General features: G+C 38.3%; 26 protein-coding genes and 1 tRNA gene. 18 read left to right on the plus strand and 9 right to left on the minus strand.

Annotated elements, in window-relative coordinates; translation table 11 throughout:
• Nucleotides 1–135: 135 nt before the first annotated feature.
• A complete protein-coding gene (locus PHT93_RS00005; RefSeq protein WP_300238082.1) occupies nt 136–612 on the minus strand; it encodes an Lrp/AsnC ligand binding domain-containing protein in 477 nt (158 codons plus the stop codon).
• Between the two features lie 133 nt (nt 613–745).
• On the opposite strand from PHT93_RS00005, the gene PHT93_RS00010 reads away from it, so the two are divergent.
• Entirely contained in the window at nt 746–1,303 is a 558-nt protein-coding gene (locus PHT93_RS00010) for a GNAT family N-acetyltransferase (RefSeq protein ID WP_300238083.1), read from the plus strand.
• A 43-nt stretch (nt 1,304–1,346) separates the two neighbouring features.
• On the opposite strand, the gene pfkA is transcribed toward PHT93_RS00010, so the two are convergent.
• From pfkA to porQ, 4 genes are all read right to left on the minus strand, one after another.
• A complete protein-coding gene (gene pfkA, locus PHT93_RS00015) occupies nt 1,347–2,327 on the minus strand; it encodes a 6-phosphofructokinase (protein ID WP_300238084.1) in 981 nt (326 codons plus the stop codon).
• 97 nt (nt 2,328–2,424) lie between these two features.
• Nucleotides 2,425–3,300, minus strand: a complete 876-nt coding sequence (locus PHT93_RS00020) for a 4-hydroxy-3-methylbut-2-enyl diphosphate reductase (protein WP_300238085.1) — start codon at nt 3,298–3,300, stop codon at nt 2,425–2,427.
• A gap of 52 nt (nt 3,301–3,352) precedes the next feature.
• Nucleotides 3,353–4,042: a (d)CMP kinase gene (cmk, locus tag PHT93_RS00025; protein ID WP_300238086.1), complete on the minus strand. Its 690-nt coding sequence runs from the start codon at nt 4,040–4,042 to the stop codon at nt 3,353–3,355.
• Between the two features lie 400 nt (nt 4,043–4,442).
• Nucleotides 4,443–5,435: a type IX secretion system protein PorQ gene (gene porQ, locus PHT93_RS00030; RefSeq protein ID WP_300238087.1), complete on the minus strand. Its 993-nt coding sequence runs from the start codon at nt 5,433–5,435 to the stop codon at nt 4,443–4,445.
• 226 nt (nt 5,436–5,661) lie between these two features.
• On the opposite strand from porQ, the gene PHT93_RS00035 reads away from it, so the two are divergent.
• From PHT93_RS00035 to mnmD, 9 genes are all read left to right on the plus strand, one after another.
• Nucleotides 5,662–6,354 carry an energy transducer TonB gene (locus tag PHT93_RS00035; protein WP_300238088.1) on the plus strand — a complete coding sequence of 231 codons (693 nt, stop codon included), beginning with the start codon at nt 5,662–5,664 and terminating at the stop codon, nt 6,352–6,354.
• A gap of 64 nt (nt 6,355–6,418) precedes the next feature.
• A complete protein-coding gene (locus tag PHT93_RS00040) occupies nt 6,419–7,393 on the plus strand; it encodes a polyprenyl synthetase family protein (RefSeq protein ID WP_300238089.1) in 975 nt (324 codons plus the stop codon).
• A gap of 3 nt (nt 7,394–7,396) precedes the next feature.
• Nucleotides 7,397–8,185: a TatD family hydrolase gene (locus tag PHT93_RS00045; RefSeq protein ID WP_300238090.1), complete on the plus strand. Its 789-nt coding sequence runs from the start codon at nt 7,397–7,399 to the stop codon at nt 8,183–8,185.
• A gap of 123 nt (nt 8,186–8,308) precedes the next feature.
• Nucleotides 8,309–8,396: transfer RNA gene (locus PHT93_RS00050), tRNA-Ser, on the plus strand.
• A gap of 67 nt (nt 8,397–8,463) precedes the next feature.
• Nucleotides 8,464–9,192: a MotA/TolQ/ExbB proton channel family protein gene (locus PHT93_RS00055; protein WP_300238091.1), complete on the plus strand. Its 729-nt coding sequence runs from the start codon at nt 8,464–8,466 to the stop codon at nt 9,190–9,192.
• Nucleotides 9,193–9,203: 11 nt separating this feature from the next.
• Nucleotides 9,204–9,680 (plus strand): hypothetical protein, encoded by a 477-nt coding sequence (locus PHT93_RS00060; protein ID WP_300238092.1) that lies wholly within the window; start codon nt 9,204–9,206, stop codon nt 9,678–9,680.
• A gap of 13 nt (nt 9,681–9,693) precedes the next feature.
• Nucleotides 9,694–10,281, plus strand: coding sequence for a biopolymer transporter ExbD (locus tag PHT93_RS00065; protein WP_300238093.1), 588 nt, complete (start codon nt 9,694–9,696; stop codon nt 10,279–10,281).
• Nucleotides 10,281–10,748: a biopolymer transporter ExbD gene (locus tag PHT93_RS00070; protein ID WP_300238094.1), complete on the plus strand. Its 468-nt coding sequence runs from the start codon at nt 10,281–10,283 to the stop codon at nt 10,746–10,748. Before PHT93_RS00065 ends, PHT93_RS00070 begins: the two co-directional genes overlap by 1 nt.
• Before the next feature lie 104 nt (nt 10,749–10,852).
• On the plus strand, nt 10,853–11,524 hold the full coding sequence (gene mnmD, locus PHT93_RS00075) for a tRNA (5-methylaminomethyl-2-thiouridine)(34)-methyltransferase MnmD (protein ID WP_300238095.1): 672 nt from the start codon (nt 10,853–10,855) through the stop codon (nt 11,522–11,524).
• A gap of 8 nt (nt 11,525–11,532) precedes the next feature.
• Here the strand turns inward: mnmD and trxA are convergent, their stop codons facing one another.
• Nucleotides 11,533–11,847, minus strand: coding sequence for a thioredoxin (gene trxA / locus PHT93_RS00080; RefSeq protein ID WP_300238096.1), 315 nt, complete (start codon nt 11,845–11,847; stop codon nt 11,533–11,535).
• 76 nt (nt 11,848–11,923) lie between these two features.
• Nucleotides 11,924–15,568, minus strand: a complete 3,645-nt coding sequence (gene dnaE, locus PHT93_RS00085; RefSeq protein ID WP_300238097.1) for a DNA polymerase III subunit alpha — start codon at nt 15,566–15,568, stop codon at nt 11,924–11,926.
• Between the two features lie 99 nt (nt 15,569–15,667).
• On the opposite strand from dnaE, the gene PHT93_RS00090 reads away from it, so the two are divergent.
• From PHT93_RS00090 to PHT93_RS00115, 6 genes are all read left to right on the plus strand, one after another.
• On the plus strand, nt 15,668–16,300 hold the full coding sequence (locus PHT93_RS00090) for a porin family protein (protein WP_300238098.1): 633 nt from the start codon (nt 15,668–15,670) through the stop codon (nt 16,298–16,300).
• Nucleotides 16,301–16,472: 172 nt separating this feature from the next.
• A complete protein-coding gene (locus PHT93_RS00095; RefSeq protein ID WP_300238099.1) occupies nt 16,473–17,486 on the plus strand; it encodes an AraC family transcriptional regulator in 1,014 nt (337 codons plus the stop codon).
• A 99-nt stretch (nt 17,487–17,585) separates the two neighbouring features.
• A complete protein-coding gene (locus PHT93_RS00100) occupies nt 17,586–18,434 on the plus strand; it encodes a ferric reductase-like transmembrane domain-containing protein (RefSeq protein ID WP_300238100.1) in 849 nt (282 codons plus the stop codon).
• Between the two features lie 45 nt (nt 18,435–18,479).
• Nucleotides 18,480–20,906: a TonB-dependent receptor gene (locus tag PHT93_RS00105; RefSeq protein WP_300238101.1), complete on the plus strand. Its 2,427-nt coding sequence runs from the start codon at nt 18,480–18,482 to the stop codon at nt 20,904–20,906.
• A 62-nt stretch (nt 20,907–20,968) separates the two neighbouring features.
• Nucleotides 20,969–22,210, plus strand: coding sequence for a hypothetical protein (locus tag PHT93_RS00110; RefSeq protein ID WP_300238102.1), 1,242 nt, complete (start codon nt 20,969–20,971; stop codon nt 22,208–22,210).
• 101 nt (nt 22,211–22,311) lie between these two features.
• Nucleotides 22,312–22,725 (plus strand): hypothetical protein, encoded by a 414-nt coding sequence (locus PHT93_RS00115; protein ID WP_300238103.1) that lies wholly within the window; start codon nt 22,312–22,314, stop codon nt 22,723–22,725.
• Between the two features lie 27 nt (nt 22,726–22,752).
• Here the strand turns inward: PHT93_RS00115 and PHT93_RS00120 are convergent, their stop codons facing one another.
• Both PHT93_RS00120 and PHT93_RS00125 read right to left on the minus strand, forming a co-directional pair.
• Nucleotides 22,753–23,841 carry a hypothetical protein gene (locus PHT93_RS00120; protein WP_300238104.1) on the minus strand — a complete coding sequence of 363 codons (1,089 nt, stop codon included), beginning with the start codon at nt 23,839–23,841 and terminating at the stop codon, nt 22,753–22,755.
• A 3-nt stretch (nt 23,842–23,844) separates the two neighbouring features.
• Nucleotides 23,845–24,957: an SPFH domain-containing protein gene (locus tag PHT93_RS00125; protein WP_300238105.1), complete on the minus strand. Its 1,113-nt coding sequence runs from the start codon at nt 24,955–24,957 to the stop codon at nt 23,845–23,847.
• 158 nt (nt 24,958–25,115) lie between these two features.
• Here PHT93_RS00125 and PHT93_RS00130 point away from each other — a divergent pair, with 158 nt between their 5' ends.
• Together PHT93_RS00130 and PHT93_RS00135 are read left to right on the plus strand one after the other, a co-directional pair.
• Entirely contained in the window at nt 25,116–25,253 is a 138-nt protein-coding gene (locus tag PHT93_RS00130) for a hypothetical protein (protein ID WP_300238106.1), read from the plus strand.
• Entirely contained in the window at nt 25,254–25,703 is a 450-nt protein-coding gene (locus tag PHT93_RS00135) for a transposase (RefSeq protein ID WP_300238107.1), read from the plus strand.
• Nucleotides 25,704–25,754 lie beyond the last annotated feature (51 nt).

Below are 25,754 nucleotides of genomic sequence, written 5' to 3' on the forward strand. Positions count from 1 at the left end.
AAGTTAAGCCCAATCACGCCGATGGTACTGCGTAAAAGTGGGAGAGTAGGTAGTTGCCGTTTTAAGAAGAGAGCCGGTTCAGTATTAAACTGAATCGGCTCTGCTTGTTTATGGGAGGAAACATGAATATTATTATTATTCTTCATGTTCTTCTAAGTCAATAGGTATTTGTCGCTTAAACGCTTCTTTGAAGGAAATTAGAGATTCAGTTCTTGCTAATCCTAATGGTTGTAATTTGTGGTGAATTACGTTTAGAAGGTGCTGATTATTTTTTGCGTATATTTTAATAAACAAGTCGTATTGACCTGTCGTATAGTGACACTCTACTACTTCAGGAATGTTTTTTAATGCTTCCGTTACTGCAGGGAATTGTCCAGGTGATTTCAAGTACAGTCCTATGTAAGCGCATGTTTCGTACCCGACTTTAGTATTGTCTATTATAAACTCAGAGCCCTTTATAACGCCCATATTCGTGAGCTTTTGGATACGTTGATGTATCGCTGCTCCTGAAACATTACACTCTCGGGCTACTTCCAAAAAAGGCATTCTTGCATTTCCAATAATAAGCTTTAGGATTTTTTCGTCAAGTGCATCTAACTGGTGATGTGCCATAATTATCTATATTTGTATATTAAAATTGTATTTCACACTTCTGCTTGAGGCAAAAGTAATTATAATTCTATGATTTAAATGCGATTTTGATGTTGTTTTGTTATAAATTGAAACTTTTAATAGCGGTTTGTCGATGAATTTATGTGATAGTGTGGCTATATCAATGAGTCTTGACTCACAGAAATATTATTTAGCAAAAGTGCAGAATACGTATATTTCTTCTTTTCCTCAAGTTGAAAGGAGAGACTTTCTGCTTTTTTGTGAACTGTTAGAAAATGAACCATTGTTTAAGCTGTTTGTCATATTAAGAAATGAACAATATTCAGGCTTTATTACTTGCTGGGAATTTCCTGAATTTGTATATGTTGAACATTTTGCGATAGATGAGAGTCAGCGTAGCGGTGGTATAGGCTCAATAGCCATGATGCAATTTCTTGAATTGATTGATAAACCTGTTGTCTTGGAGGTTGAAAAAGTTATAGATGATCTGACTGCGAGGAGAGTGCGGTTTTATGAAGCATTAGGCTTTACAATGCATCCAGACTTATACAAACAACCTCCTTACAGAGGGGGGGATTCCTGGTTTGATATGAAGCTAATGAGTATTGGATCTTTCGATTTATCAAGCAAATATGAATCTGTCAAAGATTGTATCTATACACATGTATATAATGTAAAAAAGCTTGACTGATACATACCAATCAAGCTTTTTTCCCTTTGTTAAAGGCGTATTTTTAGATAGACGAAACCCGAAGGGTATTTAATAATTCCCTGTTAATCGGTTTGTCATTTTTTATTGCTTTGGCAAATGGAACATAGATAATCTGATCATTCTGGATACCGATCATAACATTTCTTTGATCATCCAATAGAGCATCAATAGCTGCCACTCCCATTCTTGTTGCCAATATACGATCTTGTGCACTTGGCGAACCTCCACGTTGTAAATGGCCAAGGATCGTTACTCGAACATCAAATTGAGGATATTCCTTCTTTGTCCGTTCGGCAATGCCGATAGCACCTCCTGTAATTTCACTTTCGGCAACCAGCACAATACTACTGTTTTTTGACTTGCGAAATCCATTTTCGATCATTTCAGCCAACTGATCCTTCTCTAAGGATGTTTCCGGAATGATTGCAGCTTCTGCTCCTGAAGCAATAGCACCGTTTAACGCAAGAAAACCCGCATCGCGCCCCATTACTTCGATAAAGAAAAGACGATCGTGCGACGTAGCCGTATCTCTTATCTTATCCACACACTCCATGATCGTATTTAATGCGGTATCATATCCGATTGTAATATCAGTACCGTATAAATCATTGTCGATAGTGCCCGGTAAACCAACTATCGGATAATTAAATTCCTTAGCAAAAATACGAGCACCAGTCAGCGTTCCGTCCCCACCAATAACAATTAAAGCATCAACGTTCTCTTCCAGAAGCTTATCATAAGCCTGTTTTCGCCCTTCCGGTGTCTTAAATTCCATGCAGCGGGCTGTCTTTAATATTGTTCCCCCGCGTTGTATGATGTTACTTACATTTTGAGTCTTGAACTCTTGGATCTCTCCTGTAATAAGGCCTTTATATCCCCTGTAAATTCCTTTTACCTGTATGCCATTGTAAATGGCTGAGCGAGTGACCGCACGAATGGCGGCATTCATTCCGGGTGCATCTCCACCCGATGTCAAAATACCAACACATTTAACCGTAGACATTCTGTTATTCTTTATGATTAGTTAATATTAGTGACAAAAATAGCATTATTTACTGAATCTGCTTACTCATTCCGCGAATCTTATGCAGAGTTTTATCTCATTGTAACATGTTTAACTTACGAACCCTGTCGGCTACAGCTTCCATTTGCCATTTAGGAGTGGACGTAGCTCCACAAACGCCTACACGTTTTATTCCCGGAGGCAGCGGGTCTTTAATTTCATCAGCATCCGAGACAAACAAGGTGTTTGGATTTGCCCTTTTGCATTCTTCAAATAATACTTTTCCGTTTGAACTTTTTTTTCCGGCAACAAAGTATATCCAATCGTGATCAGAGGCAAACTGCTTAATGTTCGGCATACGATTGGTTACCTGTCTGCATATTGTATCGTAAAAAGTGAATTTTGCTTCGTCTGAAATAGTAGAACGGATTCGTTCGATGATTCCATGAAAACCGTCCAACGGTTTCGTCGTTTGGGAGAATAAATAAATATCCCGGTTGAAATCTAAGGTTGAAATGTCCTCAATCTTTTCAACAACAATAGCGCTTCCTTCCGTCTGCCCCACTAACCCGTTTACTTCGGCATGCCCCTTTTTCCCATAAATGACTATTTGAGCATTCTGCGTTCGGGTTTCTATATAGCATTTGTGGATTCGTTGTTGTAACCGTAAAACAACCGGACAGGTGGCGTCAATAATCGTAATATTATTTTCCTTCGCTATCTGGTATGTTGATGGAGGCTCACCGTGAGCACGCAGTAAAACCTTCTTACCCTGAAGTTTGCTTAGATCCTCATGTATAATAGAATGCAAACCATCGGCTTTTAATCTTTCAACCTCTTGGTTGTTGTGGACAATGTCCCCTAAACAATATAAATTATCTTTTGTTTTCTCCAGTTCCTTCTCTGCACTTTTTATCGCATTAACTACACCAAAACAAAAACCGGAACCGCTGTCTATCTCTACTTCTATCATAATTTCCTTTTCTTAGTTCAGTCCGGAAAAAGATAAAATGAAAAAATCTATTTTACTCACCGACTGCTTTTTTATATTGAACAAGTAGCCAGGCCTTTTGTTCAGCTATTGTCATCTCCGAATTATCCAGCACGATAGCATCGGGAGCTTGTTTCAACGGACTTTCCTTGCGTGTAGAATCTATATGATCTCTCGTTTTGACATTTTCTAACACTTCTTCAAAAGAAACCTTTTCTCCTTTCGATTTAAGTTCGTCCACCCTTCGTTGAGCTCTTATTTCCGGACTGGCTGTTACAAAAATTTTCAGTTCGGCATTTGGGAATACAACAGTTCCAATGTCTCGTCCATCCATAACGATCCCTTTTTCTTTTCCCATTTTTTGCTGAAGAGCTACTAATGCATGTCGTACGAATCCGATTGTGGCAATTGGACTTACCCAATTAGCGACTTCCATCTTCCTTATTTCAGTCTCAACATTTATTTCGTTCAGATAAGTTTCCGGCTTGCCGGTATTCGGATTATTCTTAAAGCCAATTTTTATTTTATCAATTTCCGACTTTAGTCGTTCCCCATCAATTTTATTGTCGGCGATTATTCCATTTTCGAGACTATATAAAGTTACCGCCCGATACATTGCTCCAGTATCTATATATGTATAACCAATTTCTTTGGCCAGATCTTTAGCCATTGTACTTTTCCCACAAGACGAGAAACCATCGATAGCAATTACAATTTTTTTCATTATATCTGAATTATTCGTAAAAAAGAGGAATTTTGAGGCTTATTTAACCCGTCAAAAACGTCTTTTTTTATCGTTTGAAAATCAATGTAAAAAACAACGCAAAAATATAAAGGATATATTTCCAAAAATATCCTTTATTTTTCTAATTATATCCTTTATATTTTTTTATTCATTCTAATGATTCAAAATTAAGAGCCTGTTTAAATTTTTATAGGATATTTCTTGAGGGCTTGTTTCGGTCTTCTTTCGTCTTCTTTTTTGCTTATCTGCATCTCCGCATTCAATCACATAGCCCGCTATGCTCATTCATGCGGATATACAACTAAACAAAAAATAAAACGAAATAAGCCACGAATAAAAATTTAAACAGGCTCTTAGCTTTTTGCCAATGACTTTTGTACTATTTAAAGTCATCAAGCGTAGTCGAAACACTCACCATGAGCGAAGTTGCTGATGGATGATAACGGGCAACTGATGCAGATACGTCAAACTTATTGATCTTGACTCCTCCCCCAAAAGAGAAACCTCCCAGTTTGTTTCCACTTTCTAAAGACATGTCTTGATTTGTCTTAGGATTAAATCCAATACCTAACCAGAAATTATCGGAAGGAACATAATCAACACCAAAGACAAAATGTCGGGTCAATGTCTTAAAGAAAGAATCCTTATTGTCCGTGTTTACTTTATCAATATAGTCAATCTCCCACTTGTTTAAATACATGGCCGTAACAGATAGACGAAGCGGAGCATTCTGCATCTTTTTTGAGAAACCGAGTTGAATATCCCAGGGAAGACTTTCTCGCTCTTCGTTGTAACTCTTAAGTTGTGCCCCCATGTTTTTTAAAGCAAAGCCAAACGAAAATCCTTTGTCAAAATCATAATAACTAAGTCCCGCATCCGCACATAACGCAAATGCAGAGTAACGTTCAAAAGTCGAATAAAGAAACTTAATTGCAATACCTCCACGCCATTTGTCGGATAAATCATGAGCATATAAACCTGTGATATTGATATCTTTTGCAGAAAAAGTTCCTTCATCTGTATTCTCCGTTGATTTTTGCTTAAAATTCCCGTAACTGATGAAACTGGCTCCGATTCCCCACGCCCCTTTATCTCCCTTTGCTTTTGTGTAGGCAACACTACCTATATTAATATCTGAAATATAGTTCATATAATTAAGATTCAGCATCCCATCCATTTCGCTGCCTAAAAGACCCGGATTATGAAAGATCAAGGAGGGGTCTCTTTCAATAAGAGAAACCGTATTTCCTCCTAAAGCATTCGCTCTGGATGACGTTGGATAATGTAAAAAGCTGAAGACTTCTTCCCCCTGCTGAGCTGAAATAGGGAGCGAAAGTGAAGTAAGTATTAATACAAATAAAATATGTTTCATAATTTCTGAAAAGCTATGCAAATATACATATTATAATATAAGGTATAATTTATGCCCTATCCAGTAAACGGGGAAAATGCTAAAAAGTTGTTGTAGATAAAGCATTAAAAAGAGGGGAAGCTCCTTAAAAAAACAAAATTGTGCAATATTTTATCCATTTATTAAGGTTGGAATGAAATAAGTTGTATTTTTGTCATATTGGAAAACACATAAAACATTATACTGTATGGAAATAAAAAAATCGAAAAAAGCAAGCCTGGAAGGAAGTAAAGGAATCGGACTTCTCATGGGTATAATTGTAGGCCTAGCTGCAATGTTTGTCGGTTTTGAATGGGGGACCAGCGATATTGATGTCGTGAAGGTCGAAGGAATTACCGACGTGATTGCAGAAGAAATGGTCGAAATTACCAGACCGGAAGAAACCCCTCCCCCTCCTCCTCCCCCCCCCCCTGCTCCGGTTGCATCTGAAGTTTTGGAAGTTGTTGAAGACGACGTTGAGTTAGAACAACAAGATATTCTAACAACCGAAGATGATGCGAGTCAGGCTCAGGTGCAAACATATGTTGCTCCTGCAGTAGTTGAGGAGGAAGAAGAGTCTTCGCAGCAAATCTTTACAGTAGTGGAAGATATGCCAAAATTCCCAGGTGGTGATGCCGAATTACTTCAGTTCTTAGCAAAGGGTATCAAATATCCGGTTATTGCTCAGGAAAACGGAATTCAAGGAAGAGTAATCTGCTCATTCGTGGTGAATCGTGACGGTTCTGTTGTTGACGCAGAAGTTGTAAGAGGTGTTGACCCATCTTTGGATAAAGAGGCTTTGCGTGTGATTAATACCATGCCGAAATGGACTCCGGGAAAACAAAGAGGTAAGCCTGTACGTGTGAAATATACTGTGCCGGTGACGTTTAGATTACAATAGTAAAATGATATAAAAGGCTGCTTTAAGCAGCCTTTTTTGTTTGTTCCTTTTTTATTTGAAAAGAATGAAGTCCTTAGATTTTATATTAAAGAAAACAGAAGAAGAATTAGCTTCAATAGCTTTTACGGGAACTCCGGAGTCTTTATTTAAACCAATAGAATATATTCTTTCATTAGGAGGAAAAAGAATTAGACCTGCACTTGCGTTTGTGGGGTGTAATATTTATTCCGATAATATAGACTCTGTAATCAAACCGGCTCTCGGGATAGAGGTGTTTCATAACTTTACCTTGCTTCATGATGATTTGATGGATGAAGCCGATAAACGAAGAAACAAACCAACTGTGCATAAGCGTTGGAATCCGAACACGGCTATCTTGTCAGGTGATGCCATGTTGATAGCATCCTATAAATTGATAGGAGAGACAGATCCTGTTTATTTGCCGGATGTATTGTCTTTATTTACCGAAACGGCTTTAGCTATTTGCGGAGGACAACAATATGATATGGAGTTTGAAGAACGTCTTGATGTTACTGAAGAAGAATACATTCGGATGATCGAAATGAAAACCGGAGTTCTGCTTGCTTGTGCATTAAAGACCGGAGCACTAATTGGTGGTGCTTCCCAAGAAGATGCTGATGCATTATATGAATATGGTATAGATCTTGGCGTTGCATTTCAACTACAGGACGATCTGTTAGATGTTTACGGAGACGTAGAAACATTTGGTAAAAATATCGGAGGAGATATCATTTGTAATAAAAAAACATTCCTTTTAATAAATGCTCTTTCCTTAGCTAATGAGGATCAGAAAACTGAAATCTTAGACTGGTTGCAAATGAAAGATTGCGATCATAAGAAAAAAATAGTTTATTTTACTTCTCTTTATGAAGAGTTGGGCGTGAAAGCTCTTACTGAGCAACGGATTGCTTACTACTATGAAAAAGCAAAAACCTCTCTTCTTGGTCTAAGCGCACCAAATGAAAGGCTTGTGATTCTGAAAGAAATAAGTGATAAACTCATGAGTAGAAAAGTCTGACCCATGCTGATAGATACACATTGCCATATATATCTGGAAGAGTTTGATGAAGATCGTGATTCTTTGATCGAAGCTTCCCGTGAATCAGGGATTAAGGCTTTGTTATTGCCCAATATCGACTGTTCGTCCGTAGATCGCCTTCGACAAGTTGTTGAGAAATATCCCGAATTCTGCTATCCGATGATGGGGTTGCATCCGACCAGTGTTGGCTCAGATTATGTGGCAGAACTAAATTCGATCCAATCATTTTTATCTAAAAACCAGTACTGTGGAATAGGAGAAATCGGCATTGATCTATATTGGGATAAAACCTTTGTAAAAGAACAGATTGAGGCTTTTGAAGAACAATTACGTTGGAGTGCAGACTGTTCACTGCCGGTTTCTATTCATACTCGCAATGCTTTTCCTGAAGTGTTTGAGAGCATTCATAAGGTTGGTTACGAAAAATTGAAAGGGGTTTTTCATAGCTTCTCCGGTTCGGAAGAAGACGCAAAAGAAATACGCTCTTTTAAGAGTTTCAAATTGGGTATAAACGGAATGGTGACTTACAAAAACTCGTCTTTACCGGATGTGTTGCGAAATGCGACAACCATAGATGATATAGTCTTGGAAACGGATGCCCCTTATTTACCTCCGGTACCTTATAGAGGGAAGCGGAATTTGCCGGTATATATACGTGAAACAGCATTAAAAGTGGCTGAAATATATGATCTTCCGATGGAGGAATTAGAAATAAAAATTAAAAAAAACACAGAACAATTGTTTTCTGTAATTCTGGATAAAACAAAATGAGTAGTAAAGAGGGCTAACTACAAATTAATTTAAACAGAATAGTGTATATATGGAGCAAAAACCATAGATTTGTGGTCTGAAAAATTTGGAAGTGGTTTTTTTTTCGTATTTTGCGCTCGTTTTGGAGAGGTGCTCGAGTGGTTGAAGAGGCACGCCTGGAAAGCGTGTATACGCCTAAAGCGTATCGCGGGTTCGAATCCCGCTTTCTCCGCGATAATATTGAATAATTATTAAAAACTGAAAAAATAAAAATTATTAATCTTAAAATTAAACACACAATGAGAAATTTATTTGCAAAAGCATTCTTGGCTTTATGCGCCTTAGGAACTTCTACTGTAGCATTTGCGCAAGAAGCGGCTGTTGAGGGTGGTATGCATCAAGCTCTTAAAGTTAAGTTTATTGAAGGTAGTGCGGACTTTATGAGTTTAGTTGCTATCACATTAGTATTAGGTTTGGCTTTCTGTTTGGAAAGAATTATCTATCTGAACCTGTCTGATACAAATTCCGATAAACTATTACAAGGGATTGAAGATGCTCTTGACAAGGGAGATGTTGAAGGAGCAAAAGCTATTGCTCGTGACACAAGAGGTCCTATTGCTTCAATTGCATACCAAGGTTTGATGAGAATTGATCAAGGTATTGATGTAGTTGAAAAATCAATTGTCTCTTATGGTGGTGTTCAAGGTGGTTTGTTGGAGAAAAATCTTTCTTGGATTACTCTTTTCATCGCTATGGCTCCTTCTTTGGGATTCTTGGGAACAGTAGTAGGTATGGTTATGGCATTTGATAAAATTGAACAAGTAGGTGATATCAGCCCGACGGTTGTTGCCGGTGGTATGAAAGTGGCTTTGATTACTACTATCTTTGGTCTTATTGTTGCTTTGATTCTTCAAGTATTCTATAACTATTTGTTGAGTAAACTGGAAGGTATCCTGAACAAGATGGAAGATGCTTCAATCACATTAATAGACTTAGTTCTTAAATACAACTTAAAAACAAAAAAATAACAAAGACTATTATGGCTGTTACTAAAATTAGAAAAATATCTAGCTGGTCTTTGTTGGCTTGTACCGTTATCACTTTGGTGGTATTAGGTATGTTCTTCTTCGGTGGAAGTGATGAGCCGTACAAAGGTGAGTATTGGGCTCCTACCTATCTCGGAATGTTCCTTAATTGGATGTATATTCTGTTTGGAGTTTGCGCTGTCTCTACTTTGTTATTTGGTATCTGGCAGTTTTCGACAAGCTTTAAAGCAAATCCAAAAGGTGGGCTGATGGGCTTGGTTGTTATCGTATTGTTTTTCGGACTATTATTTATAACATACACAATGGGTAGCGATACTCCTGTAAATGTTTTAAACTCAGAAGCTCAGGCGTATAATGTTCCTTTCTGGTTAAAACTTACAGATATGTGGTTGTACACAACTTACACATTGGTCGCATTGGTAGTTCTTTCCATTTTTTCTGGTAGTTTGAAAAAAGTATTTAATAAATAAAAGAGATAAGATAATGGCAAAGAAAAGAAAAACACCAGGTATTAATGGTACTTCTTCGGCCGATATCGCATTCATGTTGCTTTTATTCTTCTTGTTGACGTCTTCGATGGATACAGACAAAGGGTTGCCCAGGCTACTCCCTCCACCTGTTCCAAAGGATCAAGTCGATGATGATGTGAAAATTAAGAAGAGAAATATTTTGGTTGTACTTATTAATAGTCAGAATCAAATTCTCTGTAATAATGAGTTTATTGATATTAAGCAACTGAAAGATAAGGTGAAAGACTTCGTTTTGAATCCGTATAATGATGAACATAAACCGGAAAAGGTTGAGATTGATGTTCCATTCTTCGGTAATATGATGGTTACAAAGAACCACGTTATTTCTTTACAGAATGACCGTGGAACGCAGTATCAATCATATATTGACGTTCAAAATGAATTGGCTGCGGCATATAATGAATTGAGAAATGATTTATCTCAAAAGAAGTTTGGAAAGCTTTTTATGGACTTAGACGACGAACAGAAAAAAGCTGTTCAAAAAGTTTATCCTCAAAAGATTTCAGAAGCTGAACCTAAAAATTATGGAGGTGCTAAATAATGGGAAAATTTAATAAAGCAGGTGGTAGAGAAATGCCCGAACTGAATACTTCGTCATTACCTGACTTGGTATTTGCTTTCTTGTTCTTCATTATGATGGTAACTACCATGAGAGAAGTAACTTTGAAAGTGCAATTTAGAGCTCCTCAAGCAACAGAACTTCAAAAACTGGAAAAGAAATCACTTATTACATTCCTGTATGTAGGTGAGCCTATGCCAGAATTTCGTGAACAGATGGGTACTGCTACCCGTCTTCAGTTGAATGATCAATTCGCTGAGATATCAGAAATTAAAGATTATATTGCGCAGGAGAAATCTAGTATGAAAGAGGAAGATGCTCCATTTATGACTGTTTCTATCAAAGCTGATAAGGAGACGGAGATGGGTGTGATTACAGATGTGAAGCAAGCTCTTCGTGAGGCTTATGCTTTAAAGATCAGTTACTCTGCCTCTCAGAAAGTGAATTAATGGATATATCCTTTTGTAAGAAATAGTATATTTCTATAAATATTGGAAAGATCGTTTCGAGGTTAAGCTTGAAACGATCTTTTTTCTTAATACAAAACGGTGAGATGAACAGGGGAGATAATATACGAAGAGAGTTGCAAATAACAGCAGATGGAAGCCATACGCTTTTTCTGCCTGAAATGAACGAACATTATCATTCGATAAATGGTGCAGTTCAGGAATCGTTGCATGTGTTTATTGAAGCAGGTCTCCGACATCTTAAAAAGAATAGTATTCGAATTCTTGAGATAGGTTTTGGAACCGGACTAAACGCTTTTCTTACGTTGCAAGAAACGTTTGCTAATTCTTCTCTTAAAATAGATTATTACTCTATTGAGCGTTTTCCCCTTGATGAAGAGCTTGTTAAGCAGTTAAATTATGCGGAGTCTCAAACTGATTTGTTCCTGAGTCTGCACGATGCTAAGTGGGGTGTGCTGGAAGAAATAACCGACCGTTTTTCATTGTTTAAAATACAAGGTGATAGCAATAGTTGTGAACTTCCGGACGGTATTGATTTGGTCTATTTTGATGCCTTTGCACCGGATAAACAACCGGAGATGTGGAATCAGGATATTTTCAATAAATTGTATTCTAAAACAAACGGGAATGGGCTTCTAGCTACTTATTGCGCTAAAGGAACTGTAAGGCGTATGATAAAAGAGGCCGGATATTCTGTTGAAAGAATACCCGGCCCTCCAGGAAAGCGCGAAATGCTCCGTGCTCAAAAAATATCGTAAGCGGTTACTTATAACAAAGCGTCTATTTTTTTCGCTAAAGCTGCCTTGTTTGTTGCACCGACTTGTTTATCTACTACTTCGCCGTTCTTAATGAAAAGAATCGTTGGGATATTTCTAATTCCGAATTTGGAAACCACATCGTCATTGCTGTCAACGTCCATTTTTCCAATCGTTACCTTGCCTTCATATTCGCTTGCCAACTCTTCAATGATTGGACCTACCATACGACAAGGGCCACACCATTCTGCCCAAAAATCAATTACTACCGGCTTTCCTTCACTTACTAACTGGTCAAAATTTGCATCTGTGATTTCTAGTGCCATACCTTTTCTCTTTAATTTTAAATTAGTTTATTTTTATTTGAATCAAAAGTACAAAATTGTTTTACGCCGGACAATGCTAATCGTTAATTTTAAAATCAATATTATCATTGTTTGCAAGAAAATCAATCAGTTCTCGGGTGACAGATAAACGAACATTCTGAGAGAATAAACTGAGGTTAATATTGTTCTCGCCATCTACAACTTTAAAGTATAACATACTTTGTCCGGGATTGTTTTTTATTAATACGGCAAGCTCATTAATAATCTCCTCATTTAGATCATGAATTGGCAGAGTTATGCTGATTTTCTCGATTAATTTGTCCTTTTCATCCTGTAATAAACGTATCGTTCCAATCCTGAAATCTAATACGGATTCATTGAATTTCCGCGATTCAACACGTCCGGTGATCAAAAGATACATGCCAATACGAGCATATTTGCTATACTCAATATAGTCGTTTCCAAATAGCGGTATTTCACCGCTTCCCGTGAAGTCTTCAATTTTCAGGATGCCATATGACTTACCGGTTTTAGTTAACCCCTCACGGAATCCGGTAACGATACCTCCTAATAATATCTCACGCCCTTTCAGACTGTCTTTTTCATTTAGTTCAGAAGCTCCTGTGTTGCATACGTAGGTCAGGATAATGCGATATTCATCCAAAGGATGAGCAGACAAATAAATACCTACTAATTCTTTTTCCTTGTTTAGGCGTTCCAGGTCGCTCCATGATTCTGCTTGTGGTACATCGGGCTTCGCTATTTCGACAGAATTGTCATCGCCAAATAATGAGTTGGCAGTAGCCATTTTGTCAATTTGGAATTTGTTTCCGTAACGAACTAAGATGTCAAGAAAAGTTTCATCTTTTGAGTTCGCAAAGAATTGCTCCCTTCGAATACCGAAATTGTCAAAGGCTCCCCCAAGCGCAAGACCTTCCATGTTTTTCTTATTACATGCCGTCAGGTTAACGCGTTCAACAAAATCATAAATGTTTTTGTAGGCACCATTCTTTTTGCGCTCGTCTATTATGTTCATCACAGCGGCTTCCCCAACTCCTTTGATCGCACCTAAACCAAATCGAATATCTCCATTTTTGTTGACGCTGAATTTCAGAATAGATTCATTTACATCAGGACCGAGTACCTGAATGCTCATCGCACGACATTCGTCCATGAATTTGGTGATGTCCGTGATGTTCGAAAGACTTCGACTCAAAACGGCAGCCATGTATTCTGACGGATAATTAGCCTTCAGGAAAGCTGTTTGGTAGGCAACCCAGGAATAACAAGTAGCATGACTTTTATTGAATGCATAGGATGCAAATTTTTCCCAGTCAGACCATATCTTTTCCAATGTTTTTTCATCGTGACCATTGGCTTTACCTCCGGAAAGGAACTTGGCTTTCAATTCATTCATTTTGTCGATCAACTTTTTTCCCATCGCTTTACGTAAAGCATCACTTTCACCACGGGTAAAGTTGGCTAACAAACGAGAAAGAAGCATGACCTGTTCCTGATAGACCGTAATGCCATATGTGTCTTTCAGATACCGCTCCATGATTGGAATGTCGTATTTTATCTCTTCTTTTCCATGCTTACGGGCAACAAAAGAAGGAATATAATCCATAGGTCCCGGACGATAAAGGGCGTTCATTGCAATCAGGTCTTCGAATTTTGATGGCTGAAGCTCCCGCAAATACTTTTGCATACCGGCAGACTCGAATTGGAATGTTCCGGTTGTTTTACCCAGACAATATAGCTCAAATGTTTTCGTATCTTCAAGACTTATCTTGTCAATATTTATAGACTCTCCACGAGTCAGACGGATGTTTTCAACCGCTTCTTTTATAATAGAAAGCGTTTTTAATCCAAGAAAATCCATCTTGATCAGTCCTGTTTCTTCAATAACAGAGCCTTCGTATTGAGTAACCAACATTTCCTCACCAGTATCCTTATCCTTAGCCGTACTGACCGGTACTACATCCGAAATATCGTATTTCCCAATGATAACACCACAAGCATGCACCCCTGTGTTTCTGACATTACCTTCCAGCATCTGAGCGTATTTTAAGGTGTCACGTGCTAATGGATCATGCCCTGTAGCTGCATCTTTCAGCTCGGGAACATACTGGATTGCATCTTTCAGTTTAAACTTCTTCATATCCGGAATCTTATCCGGTACTAACTTGGCTAAACGGTTTGATTCGGATAGTGGTAATTTTTGTACACGAGCCACGTCCTTAATCGCTGATTTAGTCGCCATCGTACCATACGTAATGATATGAGCTACTTTCTCCTTACCATATTTTTCCGTTACCCAACGTAGCACTTCACCGCGCCCGTCATCATCAAAGTCCGTGTCGATATCAGGCAGTGAAATACGATCCGGGTTCAGAAAACGTTCGAACAGGAGGTCGTATTTTATCGGGTCGATATCCGTAATATCCAGACAATATGCAACAGCAGAACCTGCAGCAGAACCACGCCCAGGTCCGACTGATACCCCCATCTCTTTAGCCGCACGAATAAAGTCTTGTACAATTAAGAAATAGCCGGGAAATCCCATTCCCTTAACTGTTCCTAACTCAAAATCCAAACGCTCTATAACCTCTTCAGATAACGGCTCCCCATATTTTCGTTTAGCCCCTTCGTAGGTGAGATGACGCAAATATTCGTCTTCGTTGTGAAATCCTTCAGGAAGGGGAAAGTCGGGCATTAATGGATCATTGTCTATAGAATAGAATTCAACCTTATCCGCTATTTCTATCGTATTACGCAAAGCTTCAGGAATATCTGCAAATATGGTGTTCATTTCAGATGTGGACTTCATCCATTCCTGTTTTGAATACATCATACGTGTCGGATCATCCAGATCCTTACCTGTGCTTAAACAGATCAAACGGTCATGCGCTTCTGCATCCTCTTCATTGGCAAAGTGAACATCATTAGTTGCGATCAGTTTAACATCGAGCTTCTTGCCGAGTTCAATTAAAACTTTATTCACTTCTTGTTGTTTGGGAAATGTCGTTTGATCTGCATTGGCTGCATGCGTTTCATGACGCTGCATCTCTAAATAATAATCCTCGCCAAAAAGTTTTTTGAACCACAATATAGATTCTTCAGCCTTATCTAACCTGTCCTTCATGATATGTTGAGGAATCTCACCTCCCAGACAGGCAGAGCTGATTATTAGTCCTTCATGGTACTTCTCTAACAGCTCTTTGTCGATGCGTGGACGACCATAAAAACCTTCTGTCCAGGATATGGAAACCATCTTGATCAGGTTTTTATACCCTTTTAGATTCTTTGCCAGCACAATAAGATGCCATCCGCTAAGATCCTCTTTTGTGTTTTTGTTATGTCGTCCGTTTCTCGCACAATAACATTCGCAACCAATAATCGGTTTGAATAATTGCGCTTTATGTTCTTTAATTTCTTCCTCTAATTTTTTAATCTCAGCTAATGTTTCATCAGACGGATTCTCTTGTTCACGTAAAGCGGTAATTTTCTTTTGACACGACTTAATCGTTCCCTGCGTCTTGCTGTTCTTCTTTTTTACTTTGTTGTAAAACTCTTTTATTCCAAACATGTTGCCATGATCGGTTACGGCAATAGCCGGCATTTTGTCTTTTATCGCTTTATCTAAAAGCGTATCGATAGAAGTCTGTCCGTCTAACAGAGAGTATTGAGTATGAAGATGTAAATGTACGAATGGTTCCATTATTAAATAGAAATAATATGTAAATTGCTTATAAAGGTACGAAAAAGCTTAAATGTCCGGACGAAAAACGTATATTTGTCTCACATAAAAATGCAATCTATGAGTTTAATACGCAAGATATTTACTCTGGTATTTCTTCTTTTGTTGGTCATACCGGCCTTTTCGCAAATCACTTACGGCGTGCGTGGTGGTTTGTCTTATTCTGCCTTAATTCAAAAAATAGAACACGAGAATAAAGCCGGAACTAAAGCCGGATTCAGTATAGGAGGATTTGCAGATATTCCCTTTTATCGTCGCTTTTCGTTTCGTCCGGAACTCTCTTTCGTTAATCAAGGAGGTTCATTTTATTCACGTATTGACAATGAAATAGCAACGATTAAAAATAAGTACAACTATTATTCCATACAGATGCCACTTAATATTGCTTATAATATCCCTATTTCAGGAGTGAAAATGGCGGTGATGATGGGACCAACAGTTGATTATTCTTTGTTTGGCACGCATTCGGCTGAGGGGGTAAGAAAAGACCTTGTTTTCGGTAAAGATGAAATCGGCGAACTGAAAAAATGGGATATAGGAGTTAATATGGGCTTGGTCGTAAAGTACGAACAAGTGCTTTTCTCCATTAATGCTGTTTGTGGAACCTTTGATCGTCGTGCAGTTAAACGTGAAGGAGAGTCTCGCCTGTTCCAGAATAATGTAACATTCTCATTCGGATACATATTCCCTTAATTTGTTTTTCTCCAGTCTATACGATAGATTTTATAAATATCAGTAAAAGTAGGTAACCCAATAACCTATTTATCCCTATTTCTCGGGATTGTATCGTCTTGTTAAGCACTATAATTTTGTTGTTTTAATTCCACAGTCATACAAAAGGTGTGTCTTTATACATCTTAAGAAAATGGCTATTGGTATAATTAACTCAACACAAAAGATGTGTAATACTAACTATATAAATACAGACTATTTGAGTAAATCAGCTTTTACACAGAGATATGTAAAAGAAGAAATTATGCTGGTAAACAAATTAAATGCAAATGGGGAGATAAAAAGAAATTCAATAGATGGAATCTCTGTGAGTTTCTCCCAACTGAATCAGAAGGAGGTTGTGGACTATCAGGTTCATGCAGAAGAAGAACATTTAGAGATATTTTTCGAGTTAAACGGTTCAAAAAGTTATGAAGCAAATGATAGGCGTGAAAGAGGACTTGAAACTTTAAATGGACGATATAGTTTCTTTTATTATCCTGTAATTGACGGAACTTTAACATTTGTTCCCCAGAAACAACAATTCAAAGCTGTGGATATTGACTTAACAATAAGCTTTATCAACCGATTGTTTTGCGGAGATTTAGAGATAATGGGGCATTTCGGAAAGAATATAATTAACAAAAAGGATAGTGTTTTTGCCAGAAATGAGACGATTACCCCCAGAATGATGTTAATATTACAAGAACTTTCCGAAAATGAACTTACAGGGATATTGAAAAAAGCATATATCGAATCGAAGACTATCGAGTTATTGCTTTTAATAATCAAACAACAAGAGGACAATTCGTGTGATTATTCTTTACCGTTTCTGTCCAAGGAGGATGTAGAAAAACTTTATTATGCCCGTGAAATAATTTCCGATAATATAGAAAATCCCTACTCGATAAGGGAATTAGCTCGAATAACAGGGCTTAACGAGTTTAAACTGAAGAAAGGATTCCGGGAGAAGTTCAATACAACGGTGTTCAATTATCTTTTTGAGATAAGAATGAATCATGGAAAAAGTATCATTTTGGATGAGGATAAGAGTATAGGTGAAGTTGCACTTATTGTAGGATATAAGAACCCGGCACATTTTACAACTGCATTTAGACGGTATTTCGGCTTTTCACCAAGTGAATTGAGGAAAGGCAAGATATCGTAGTAAAGAAATCCTTTTAGCGTAATTAGTAATCCTTCACGCGTAATTCCGATTCTGTTATTACGAATAGCTTTGCCGAGCTAATTCAGTAAGTAAAGGATTATGATAAAATTATTATTAGAACTCATCGACTATATCTCCCAGGGGTTGCATTTCGTTTTTGACTATGCCGAATTTTTGAGTTGTCTGGCTGTATGGACTCTCGTTTTTGTCTTGCTGTCCAAATCAATAAAGAAACATGCAAAGTCTTATTACTGGTTTTTCGGTACAATCGCTTTTCTCAGTTTGTTTCAGTCACTAAACTGGATCTTTCATTTTACCGAATATAATTTATTCACAACACCGGTTCTTGGAAAAGTATTAGTATCCAATATCCATTTAGTTGAATTCGGATTCCCCTTGTTAGTCATTATTATGTATGTCGGCGCATTATCTCCCAAGCAAGCTTGGGTCAAAAAATTGTTAAGCATACGAAAAGAAATGTCTATCATTTCCGGCTTTCCAGTACTGTTACATTCATTAGTCAGGATAACAGCTAATTTCACGGATGCGATAAGATTCTTCTCGGATAAAGCTGCTTATATGGAGAAAAACGAATGGGCAATAAACGAAACCGGACTCAGTATTACTAATTCGGGGTATTTGTTGGGTATTGTGATGTTTGTGCTGTTCCTGATCTTATGGATTACCTCGTTTGGTTCCGTTCATAAAAAACTCGGAGCGCGCAAATGGAAACAAATCCAAAAATGGTCTTATTTGTTGTACGGTCTTCTTTTCTTGCACTCCATCCTGCTCCATACCGGTTGGTTAATAAACCCGCTCAGAGGAGGAGGCAATAATGAGTATATAATCAAAGAAGTGATTGCTATTTGTTCAACGATTCTTGTGTTTGGTTCTTATCTGTTTCTCCGTATAAGAAAAGCCAGGAAATCGCGCCTGAGTCGTCAATAACTTTGCTTCAAATGCTACTAACTCAACCATAAACTTTAAAAGAAGATGACTCATATTTTTAAAATAACATTCGGGATATTCATCGTGTTGATTGGAATACCGGTATTCGCATATGCCCAAAACGGTTCGACTCTCATCACGGGTAACTTAAAGAATAAGGAAGGCGCTGCTATTGAATATGCCAGTATCTCTGTAGAAGGAACAAATATTTTCTCTTATTCAGATAATCAAGGTGCCTTCGAATTAAGCCTTGAGGAAGGAAGTTATACTATTCAGATTCAATGTCTCGGTTACTCTACATTAGAAAAGAAGATTACTGTTTCTAAAAGAAAAAAAATCCCGTTGGGTGATGTTATTCTCGAAACTTCGGCTGTTTCTTTGGATGAGGTTGTTGTTTCAGGTAACTCCGTTGCCCATAATATAAGCGTTGCTCCGATAAAAGCGACAGTGATAGAGACAAAAGAGATCAAACAAAGGCCTGTAACCATAACTGAAATGTTGAATCGTACAACAGGAATCCGGGTAAGACAATCCGGAGGATTAGGTTCTTTCACAAATGTCATGATGAACGGTTTTCAGGGAAATTCTGTAAGGATTTTTAAGGACGGCATCCCCTTAGACTATCTTCAGGGTGGAATCGGGTTAAATAATATTCCCGTCAATATACTTAGTCGGGTTGAAGTTTATAAAGGTGTGCTGCCGGCTGATCTGAGTGCAGATGCTTTGGGAGGTGCGATTAATTTAGTATCCCAGAAAAGAGAAAACAAACAAGTGGCCTTTTCTTATGAGATAGCGTCTTTTAATACGCACCAAGCGACGTTGAATGTGTCGGTTACCAGTCCGGATAAACGTTTTTTTGTCGGAGGTGATGCCTTCTTCAATTATTCGGATAATAATTATAAAGTTATTGCTCCTGTTGTGGACGAAGAAACAGCGAATATTGTGCCCACCAAACTGCCGTTATTTCATAATGCCTATAAGCATTATTTTACGGAAGTATATGCTGGTGTAGCGAATACGGTTTGGGCGGATGAAATTCGTTTTTCGATGAGTCTGTTTTCTATACAGCGTGATAATCAATTTGCCTCCTTAATGGAGAAGCCGTTTGGTGCGGTGTTGTCCAAAAGGAATGCTTATTTTGTACCGACCATTCATTATACGAAGTCGCTTTTGGACAGTAAACTGAATGTAGATCAGTTTGCTTCCTATAGCATTGTAAATACGGCTCAGATTGATACGTTAAGGGGGCGTTACGACTGGTATGGAAAATATCATCCGGCTATTGACGATAACACTATCGGAGAATCGAGCGCGACTTTGTCGGATATGAAAATGCGGAGTTTTGTCAGTCGGACTAATCTTGCGTACCGACTTAATGAACATCATCGGTTTGTCTTAAATGCAGTTGTGCAATCATCTTCCCAAAAAGGAAGCGATATTTACGGTACCACTATTCAGGATTCGGATGGACGGGAAATCGATTTGTTGAGCCTTCCTTCCGACTATTCCAAACTGATTGGCGCATTGGGGTATCAGTCTGATTTCTTTGATAAAAGATTGCATCAGAACACACAAATTAAATATTATGCCAGTTGGGCATCCGGAAGATCTGTCAATTTAAGTACAGGTCGGTTGAATGAGGATATATTAGACAATTCCAATAGTCAATGGGGTATTTCTACAGCTTTGAAATGGGAATTGAATTCCCGATCATTTATTCGCGCGTCTGGTGAAGTAGCTACCCGATTACCTGAACAACGGGAGATTTTTGGTGATGCCTCTTTTCTTTTGCCCAACTTTGACTTGAAGCCAGAACGCAGTACCAATATTAATTTAGGTTACGCAATAAATAAACCCGAATCTTTCTCTTTTGAATTTAATGGATTTTACCGGTTAACGGAAAATCTGATTTCGAAAGAACTAACGGGGCTGCTGTTTTCTCAAAACGTAAACGTGGAAAAGGTAAACGGTCTGGGACTTGAATTGGATGCGACGGCCTTTCTTTTCCCATGGTTACGCTGGAATGGAAATACGACATATCAGAACTTCAGACTACGTCACCTGAACGACCCGTCTGTAAAATACTTAGAGGGAGCCAGACTGCCTAATATTCCTTTCTTTTTTGCAAATACCGGATTAAGGGCTTCCTTTAATCACGTATTTATGCAGAAAGACAGAGTAGAGCTTTTTTACCACTATTCCTATGTGCATAAATATTTTCTCCGGTACATCCCCAAAGATGCAGAGCCGGATGGCTTTCTGGGGCTTTTCGGCGAATCAAAAGTGAACACAAAGGATATTATCCCTTCACAAAATCTTCATTCATTCGGTTTCTCTTGGTCACCGGCAACAGACAGTCAATGGATGTTCGGTGGTGAAATAAAAAACATCTTTAATACAGCTGTTTATGATAATTTCAGGATACAGAATGCCGGAAGAAGCGCTCACCTGAAAGTTAGTTTTAAGTTGTAGAAAAACTCCATTTGCAGATATTAATAATCACTATAATACATAGTTCTAAAAATTAGTTTAGTATGATAAATTTAAAAACAATCTCAGTCGCTATAGCATCGATATGCTTGTTGGTTTCTTGTTCAAAAGATGATCCGGATATTATTGATAATCCCGATCAGGGTAATAAATATGTACTGCTGACGGCGGAAGGTATTGCCGATGGTGCAGGTTATTATGCTGTTTATGACAAATTGCCTTCGGGAGATGTAAAGAACACAGCCGGATACTCACTACAAGCCCGGAGTTACGGTGGTTTCAGAACCTATAAACACTGGATATTTAACAGAGCCAGTCTGTTGGGAGAAACAGGCGTTCTTCGTTTTAGTGTAGGCGAAGATGGTACATTGAAAGAAGATGGTTTTATTAAATGTGATGCCTCTGCGCAATTAGTTGTTGCCGATGATAATAACGGGTTCTATTTTGATCCGGGAAGAGGTAAAACCAGAATACAAAAATTTAACCCTACAACCATGCAGAGAACGGGAGAAATTGATTTGTCAAGTGTTGTGAATAAAGAAATAAGCACTAATATCTATACCGGAAATCAGACTTTGGCTGTTAAAGAAGGCAAACTCTTTGCTAACATAACCTATTCTCCCGAAGGATCATCCGGACATAACGATAATCTACAGCACTACACGATGGCCGTAATTGATGTTGCTACAGGAAACATAGAAAAAACGATTGTTCTTGATTTCCTGGAAGTGTATAATCAGGGGCATAGTCCATCTGAATATCCGGCATGGACATTGGGTGGAGATGGTAATCTTTATTTTTTGTCCACAGGTTGGGATTTGGTTGACGGAGCATATAGTCTTAATCCTTCGCGCATCTTCAGAATTAAAAAGGGAGAAACTGATTTTGATAGAAACTGGAACATAAAACCTTCTGATTTAAACTCAAAACTTACCACAGGGGTTATGTGGTCAATCGGCTTTTATAAAGAAAAATTATATGTAGAAGCTTCCAATACGGATCTTACTAATATGGGAGATTTTAGTAAAGTGACTGGCTATGATATCTATTCCGTCGATCTTAATAGTAAAAATAGTACCAAGTTGGAAAGTGTTCCTACTACAATCTTCGGACATTCTGCCGGTACGTTTTATCCTACAAAAGATCAATTATTTGTTCGTGTTGTGAATAAAGAAATTGGATATAATGGTCTTTATGTCATCAATGAAGACGGAGAAACGGCTTCTCCCGCTTTCAATGTTGTTGAGGGAGGTCAGCCTATGGGATTTACCGAATTACATGATTGAGATCAATCTTTGTCGGATTTAGAGAGATCAGTCAATCCTATTACTTATCAAGGGATTGGCTGGTCTAACCAGTATATTAACAACAATAAAACAAAAATATCATGGAGTCGAGAGTTAAAATTATTTTCTATTGGCAGTTAATCGGAATCTGTTATATCCTGCATAACTTATTGCATCTTTCGGAAATCTATTATGGGAAAGAAATGCTTATCTTAGACGCGAATGGAGTCACTCCGATGGGAGCCCAAATCTTTACCATATTGGTATCAACTATGCCATTTATTCTTGCCGTATTAAGTCTGAATGTGTTTAACAAAGGGTTTCTTTGGGCATCATTTGTGTGGAGTGTTTTACTTGCATGCTTAAATACGCTTCATTTAGCGGAAACTTTGAGCAGCGATGTCTTGGATTTTTCTCAAATAGTCTTGTTGCTTTTTGTCCTTGTTGTTAATCTACTGCTGTCTGTCGCCTTGTGGAAGTCCGTTAGAGAACAAAAACACAAGGCTGTTGCATAAAAAACTGGGTAGGAGTAGTCCTTTCTTTTACTGACTATTTAGCAACATAATAAACAGAATCAACGCAGCAACTCCGGCGATGATTGCTAATGCGATCTTTGCCGGGCTGTATGGTCTGTCTCCTGTGACACGTCCTGTTCTTGCGTTCAGGAAAAAATGGTATAGTTTGTTTTTATATACATAAGATGACATATAAACAGGCAGGAGGATCAGTTTGAACTTAATGTCACTTATCTGGGTGTTTTTGGCTGTTATTCGCTGATCATCACCTCCGATATCTCTACGTATGGCATATTCAATTTCAGCATTTATTTTTTGTTTGGCCAGTTCGTAACCGTTATTCATATTCATAACGTATTTTTCGGTAATGAATCCGCTGAGAAAACGATTATCCGCTTCAACCATATTCATCGTGTCCCAGTTGCTGATCTTATTCATGATATCGCGCGATATCATCCCCGAAGCAGGCACCATAACGTCGTCAAAGAAAATGGAGACATGTCCATCACAATAATACCAGTTTGTACGAGTGACCGTGCGTCTGTTCTTTCCGCTACCTACAGTAGTGGTATAATGAACTCCTTTTTGTCCCGAATAATCTGTTTCCGTTTGGGCATCATAAGTCCAGCAAGGAATATATACACCTTGTAACTGATTGGTCTGTAATGCTTGTCTCTTTAGTTTGTTCGGTGCAAACCAAAGCCGTTTTAACCACGTGTCCAAATGTTTAGACGTATCCTTACCTGCTATTTTAAACGGTAAGAGATAAGACGGCTGTATCAAACGTTCCTCGTGAGCGTCCGATTCAATTAACGGAGTTGTGCAATAAGGACAGGTTGTGGATTTTACACTTTCACTGAACGTAGATTCCGCACCACATTTCCGACAACTGATAATTTTTGTTGTTTTTGTGTTCAGCTGCTCAAAATTGTCTGCGTATTGTTCAAAATCAAGTTCCTGAACAATATCTACTGTTTTTGCATTAATGGGGGTGTCAGCCCCACAATAATCGCAATGTAAAAAATCCGTGCCCGGTTTATATTTTAGGGCAGCCCCACAATTCATACATTGGTATGTGTCGCTGCCCGATTGTATATTTTCGGAAGTTTCAGACATCGTTTAATCCTGTTTTGGTAGAGGAGGAGGGGTTGCTGCAAACAAATCCTGAAGGTCGGCCTGGTCTCCTGCTTGCTCCCATCCTGCCAAACCTTGTTTCCATACAAGTGTTTCACGTGTGAGCTGTTGACTAACGACTAACTCCGCTAATTTAGCCTTGTCGTGCGGCCCTTGTTGTTTCCCGTCAATAGCAACATAATAATTACCTACACCTGGAATAGGAGGAGGGGTAGCTTGTGTGTTCTGATTGGTTGCTTGCATCTGGTTTGTCATCGCCTGCGTCATCTGACTGGCCATTGCCATTCCGGCACCCAAACCCATGCCCATTCCGGCTGTGCCCGAAGGATTCTCGGCCGACGCTTCCATCGCCTTGGCAGCTTTCAGCTTCATTAATTTATCCAGGTCAATTCTCTCCAAACGGCTAAGCTCGAATATCTCTTTCTTGATTTCGTCAGGCATTGAAATATTCTCGATCAGGAACTTGGTAACGTCCATCCCGTAAGCCGTAAAATCGTCTTGCATGTATCCGAAGATTGCCTCAGACAACTCGTTCAGGTTCGATGCGTAATTTTCGATAGGCAAATTTGTTTCCCCTACCGCATCTGAAAAACGGGTAACTATAATACTCTTAAGCTGTTCCTGTATATTGGCTGTTGTAAAAGACTGGTTTGTCCCTACAATCTCACGGATAAACACCGGAGCATCAGTTATCTTAAATGAATACATTCCGAAAGCACGTATTTCTACCATTCCGAAGCGACTGTCATTTAATATAATCGCATTCTTCGTGCCCCATTTCTGGTCAATGAAATTCTTTGTGTTTACAAAATAAACTTCAGCCTTAAACGGGCTGTTGAATCCATATTTCCACCCCTTCAGTGTGCTGAGGATCGGTAGATTCTGCGTGTTTAACGTATAGGTTCCCGGAGTGAACGTATCTGCAATCTGTCCTTCATTGACGAAGACTGCCATCTGGCTTTCCCGAACAACTAATTTCGCATTATTCTTAATTTCGTTGTTATGTCGTTCAAAACGGTAAACGATCGTATCCTGCGTATTGTCTAAAAACTCGACAATATCAATTAATTCACCTTTTAATTTATCCCAAATACCCATATCCTGCTGTTTTAATGGTTATTGATTATTTCGTTCAAATATAAAAATTATATTAGAATAATCATACGACAGTAAAAACAATAAATGAAAATAAAGAACTGAATTTTTAATTTATATTTTTGCCGTTCACATATTCAAAACCAAACCCAACCGGAACTATGGAAAAATATCAGAACAAATACCGAATTGCATCATCACGTGCACAATGGTGGAATTACGCAAACGCCGGAGCCTATTTCATTACAATATGTACCCATCACCGGGAAAAATATTTTGGCACTATCACGGAAGGCTAAATGAAATTATCTCCAATCGGCATTATCGCCAACATTCTCTGGTACGAAATAAAAAACCACGCCCCCAATATCCAATTAGACCAATTTGTCGTAATGCCCAACCATATTCACGGCATATTAATATTACCCCCCAATGATAACAACGGGGTTGTTGCCGTAGTAGAGGCAAGGCATGCCTTGCCTCTACGTAATGAAAATAATATATCCGGTAATTGTAATTTTGAATACGGGCAACAACGATTTCGTAATCCCGGCAAAAATACCGTATCATCCATTATAGGTGGATACAAATCTGCGGTAACCAAACATGCACATCGTCTTGGCTTTGAATTCGCGTGGCAAACACGCTTCCACGATCATATTGTCCGAAATGAAGAATCCTTCAAACGTATAGCTAAATATATTGCTGAAAATCCAGCGAAATGGGGCGATGATCAATTCCATCAATGACTAAGGAGTGCTTTCCCGTTTGGTTTATTCCTGTATTTTGTATTACTTTGC

The sequence above is a fragment of the Massilibacteroides sp. genome (assembly GCF_028705895.1).
Taxonomy (GTDB): Bacteria; Bacteroidota; Bacteroidia; order Bacteroidales; family Tannerellaceae; genus Massilibacteroides.